The 4,363-nt window shown below is 33.8% G+C and carries 6 protein-coding genes; all 6 read right to left on the minus strand.

Features of this window, described 5'->3' with window-relative positions; translation table 11 throughout:
* Positions 1 to 108: 108 nt before the first annotated feature.
* From RWZ86_RS08130 to tsaE, 6 genes are read right to left on the minus strand one after another with little or no spacing between them, the layout of a single operon-like run.
* Positions 109 to 651 carry an ECF transporter S component gene (locus RWZ86_RS08130; protein ID WP_314681307.1) on the minus strand — a complete coding sequence of 181 codons (543 nt, stop codon included), beginning with the start codon at positions 649 to 651 and terminating at the stop codon, positions 109 to 111.
* Positions 652 to 663: 12 nt separating this feature from the next.
* Positions 664 to 1,566, minus strand: coding sequence for a UDP-N-acetylmuramate dehydrogenase (gene murB, locus RWZ86_RS08135; RefSeq protein WP_314681310.1), 903 nt, complete (start codon positions 1,564 to 1,566; stop codon positions 664 to 666).
* A gap of 38 nt (positions 1,567 to 1,604) precedes the next feature.
* A complete protein-coding gene (locus RWZ86_RS08140) occupies positions 1,605 to 2,546 on the minus strand; it encodes a Gfo/Idh/MocA family oxidoreductase (RefSeq protein WP_314681313.1) in 942 nt (313 codons plus the stop codon).
* Between the two features lie 18 nt (positions 2,547 to 2,564).
* Positions 2,565 to 3,266: a 5'-methylthioadenosine/adenosylhomocysteine nucleosidase gene (locus tag RWZ86_RS08145; protein WP_314681316.1), complete on the minus strand. Its 702-nt coding sequence runs from the start codon at positions 3,264 to 3,266 to the stop codon at positions 2,565 to 2,567.
* Positions 3,267 to 3,269: 3 nt separating this feature from the next.
* Positions 3,270 to 3,797 (minus strand): GNAT family protein, encoded by a 528-nt coding sequence (locus tag RWZ86_RS08150; RefSeq protein WP_314681321.1) that lies wholly within the window; start codon positions 3,795 to 3,797, stop codon positions 3,270 to 3,272.
* Positions 3,781 to 4,266 carry a tRNA (adenosine(37)-N6)-threonylcarbamoyltransferase complex ATPase subunit type 1 TsaE gene (gene tsaE / locus RWZ86_RS08155; RefSeq protein WP_314110868.1) on the minus strand — a complete coding sequence of 162 codons (486 nt, stop codon included), beginning with the start codon at positions 4,264 to 4,266 and terminating at the stop codon, positions 3,781 to 3,783. Before tsaE ends, RWZ86_RS08150 begins: the two co-directional genes overlap by 17 nt.
* Positions 4,267 to 4,363 lie beyond the last annotated feature (97 nt).

Here is a 4,363-nt window from a genome sequence, read left to right on the forward strand (position 1 = left end):
GCTCAAATTTTAGCCATGAGATTCGCATCGCGAAGCTGCTGGCGTCCTAGCTAAACTAAAGCAACTTTTGGATAGGCTTTATTTACTTAGAATTATTTTTTGTATTCTTTATTTGTTATTTTCTTTCACACGATTAGCAATCAATTTAAACAAAGCTGTTGCGAAAATGGCAATCAGAATCGAATTAATCATACTAAAAATCCAACCATTAATAAATACAACTGCCGTAGAAGCTTGATAGAAAAAGACCTCTAACGTCGGTAAAATCAAACCAAAAATAATCACATTCGCAACCACTTGAATCACATTAAAACGCAAAGCATCATGACGAGAAAAAGTACCCGCTAAAAACGACTTACGACGAATGCCCAAACCAAACACATATCCAAGCAATCCCACAGAAATCGCAATCGCAATCCACTGCTCAGTCGTCCCTAATAATAAATTAATCAAGATCGTTGCTACCCCAACAATTGCAGCAAACAACGAACCGGCTAAACCAGCCACAATTGCAAGTAAAATATAAAAGAAGTTAATATCTACTCCAGTAAAAATAGGCAATGTAATCCCTACATAGTGATAACTAAGAACTAAAACAATTAATGAAACTACATGAAGAAGACCAGTATTTATGAATTTATTTTCTTTCATCATTTTTCTCCTCTATTTTGACTCTTCACCAATAATTTTTACTTCTGGTTCAAGCGCCACTTGGAATTGTTCAAAAACCACATCTTGAACATGTTGAATAACCGCTAAATAATCCGTAGCTGTTGCATGATCAACGTTTACAATAAACCCTGCATGTTTTTTAGACACTTGAGCTCCACCAATTTGGAACCCTTGAAGTCCTGCATCTTGGATTAATTTTCCAGTAAAATGACCTTCTGGACGTTTAAATACACTTCCACAAGAAGGATATTCTAATGGCTGTTTACTCTCACGTAAATGCGTTAATTCTTCCATTTTAGCTTGAATCGTTTCTTTTTGCCCTGGATTTAGATTAAAACAAACATCAATCACTAAATCTCCACTTTCTTGTAAAGCACTATGACGATATGAAAAGTTTAATTCTTCATTCGTTAAACGCTTGATTTCACCTGTACGAGTCACAACATCAACATATTCGACCACTTCACAAACTTCTCCACCATAGGCACCTGCATTCATATACATGGCTCCCCCAACGCTTCCTGGTATGCCGCATGCAAATTCTAAACCTGTTAAAGATTGTTCTAATGCGCATTTTGTCACTTCGATTAAAGACACGCCAGCTTCTGCTAAAATTTTATTTCCCATTACTTTCATTGCAGTCATTTCATTTAATAAAATAACAGCTCCTTTAATGCCACCATCTCTAACGATAACATTACTAGCATTTCCTAGTACTGTAATAGGAATTTGTTTTTCTTGTAAAGCTTTAATAATTCTTGCTGTTTCATGTTTATCTCTTGGGAAAATTAAACACTCAGCTTCTCCACCTGTTTTAGTAAAAGTATATTTTTTTAATGGTTCATGGAAGCATACTTTTACTTCTGGAAATTGTTCTTTCCACCAATCTTTCATCTTTTTCTCTCCTATTATGCAATATCTTTTTAATGATACTATTCAACAGTTTCTACGTCAAATGATAAAAAGCCTTCAGATGCTTTTGCATGAGCTAATCTCTCGCAAATAAAATGACTTAATAAGCTTGAAATAGGAGAAACTGGATTTTCACCTTGAGTTTGAACAGCAATAATAAAGGAATGAACAATACTCTCAAACCCTCTCTTATATAAAGTAGAATCCCATGATGAAAAATGATCTTTAATTTCTTCTCCACCTTGATAAATCGTCAAGTCTGTTAAATTTTGTAATGAAAAAGTTCCTGTCTCTGCTTGAATTTCAATTCTTTCAAGATTCGCTCCCGATTCTGTATTCATCATGACAATGGCTGATTGTTCCTCATTTTCTAAATAAATCGTACATTGTTCAATAACACCACGGGTTTTCTTATAATAAAATGATCCACGTTTTGGTTTTTCATCCATTAAAAATAACGCTGTATCCAATGGATGAATAAAAACATCAAAGATACGAGTTCGATTATCAAAACTTGGAATTGTACAATTTTTTTCTGTTACAATTCTCTTCTTATGAGCAACATTTTTTAATTCCACTACTTTTGGAGCAAAACGGCGATTAAATCCAGCTGTTAAGAAAGTTTGATTTTCCTTTGCTAATCGATACAATTCAAGCGTTTCTTCATAACTAGGAGCAATCGGTTTATCTAAATATACAGGAATACCTTTTTCTAAAAATTGCTTTGCAACTTCTACATGGGCATCTGTTGAGACATGAATCATGACCCCATCTAAATCAAACTGTAATAATTCTTCCACACTACTACACGGAATACAACGTCCTAATAGTTTTGATTCTCGTTGTAAAACTTCAACATTTCTAGTACACATATACCATTTCACATTACCAATCGAACGCATCACTGGTAAATAGGCTTTTTGTGCAATCGCACCAATCCCAACAACTCCAATATTTAACACGAGAACTCCCCCTAATCATTAAGCTTCTTTTAAATGATGTAATAATTGATGAACAATCAATGCAGATTTACGACCTGCTTCTACAATAAATGTATCAAAATCTACTGCTGATGTTCCTTTTTCAGGCATATCCGAGATGGCTCTAACAACAATTACTGGAGTTTGCAATGCATAACAAGCTTGCGCAATAGATGCTCCTTCCATTTCTGTTGCTAAAACATCTGGGAAATGTTTTAAAATAAATAAACGTTGATCTTCACGATGAATAAAACTATCTGCTGAAACGACTAAGCCTTTAAACACAGATAACTTCAATTCAGATTGAATTTCCTCAATCACGTCGTCTTCAATTACTTGCGCTTGAAAACGTGCAGGCATTCCTGGCATTTGACCATATTCATATTGAAAAGCTGTTACATCTGCATCGCTATATGCTAATTCTGTAGCAACTACAATATCTCCAATATTCATTTCTGTTCCAAATCCACCCGCTGATCCTGTATTAATCACAAGGGTTACATTAAAATGATGAATTAATAAAGCAGCTGTTACACTAGACATTACTTTTCCAATACCAGATTGCACTAATACAATAGAAACTCCATTTAGAGTTCCTTTTAAAAATGTCCATCCTGCAATTTTTACTTCCTTTTCAATTGTCATTTCTTCAGATAGAAGACGTTTCTCCTCTTCCATCGCTGCAATAATTCCGACTTTCATGTATTACTCCTTTTCTAAAAAATAGGCCATTTGAATGACATCATAATATTGACCATTTACTTTCATTTCTTTTTCTTCAATCGCTACTACTTCAAATCCAAACTTTTTATATAAAGCAATAGCGGCAACATTTTCTTTAACGACTGCTAATTTAATTTTTTCAAGAGGTGAATAGTCTTTTGCCCATGACAATAATTCTTCCATTAAGGCACTTCCAAGACCTTGCCCCCAATATTCTTTTAAAATACTAATACCTAATTCACCCACATGTTGAAATTTTTCTTTCGAATTCCCTCCAATTGAAGCGACTGCAATGATTTCTTGTCCTAATTTTGCAAGTAGCATCATTTGATTATCACTTTCTAAAACAGATTGAATATATAATTCTTCTTGTTGGATACTTAATTCTAATCCTTCTTCACCGAAACTTAAAAAGTCTGTTTCTTTTCCAACTTTTTTCGTATACTCAATTAAAGCTTCGGCATCTTCTACAGATACTACTTCAATTTCTAATTCAACTTTCTCTTTCATTTGTCCACCAACTTTCAAATTGATTTAACCAATTTTCGTATTCTTCTCCAATTGCAGACATTGTAATCGTACGAGTCGTAAGTGAAGTTTGTTCGATAGAAATAATTAATCGATTCATAGGTAATTCTTCTTCGATAAAATTTGCCCATTCCACCATGACAACACCTTCACGATGAAAATATTCTTCTAAACCTATTTCACTTGCTCCTCCACTTTCTTCAATACGATACATATCCATATGAAATAAAGGCAAACGACCTTTAGTATACTCACGAATTAATGTATAGGTTGGACTTTTGATGACACGTGTAATGTCTAAACCTAAAGCAAAGCCTTTTGTAAAAGTAGTTTTTCCAGCTCCTAAATCTCCAGATAAAATAATCGTACTGTTAGGAAAAGCATCTTTTGCTAATAATTCGCCGATTTTCATCGTTTCTTCCTGTGATGTTGTTTGAATTGTGGTACTCATATTGTTCCTCACTTCAGTGAAAATTCCTCAAAAAAAGACAAGAGGTTTACTCTTGTCATTATACCATAATTATCTATTTTATTAGTATTGTTTTCAA

The organism is uncultured Granulicatella sp. (assembly GCF_963545075.1).
Classification (GTDB): domain Bacteria; phylum Bacillota; class Bacilli; order Lactobacillales; family Aerococcaceae; genus Granulicatella.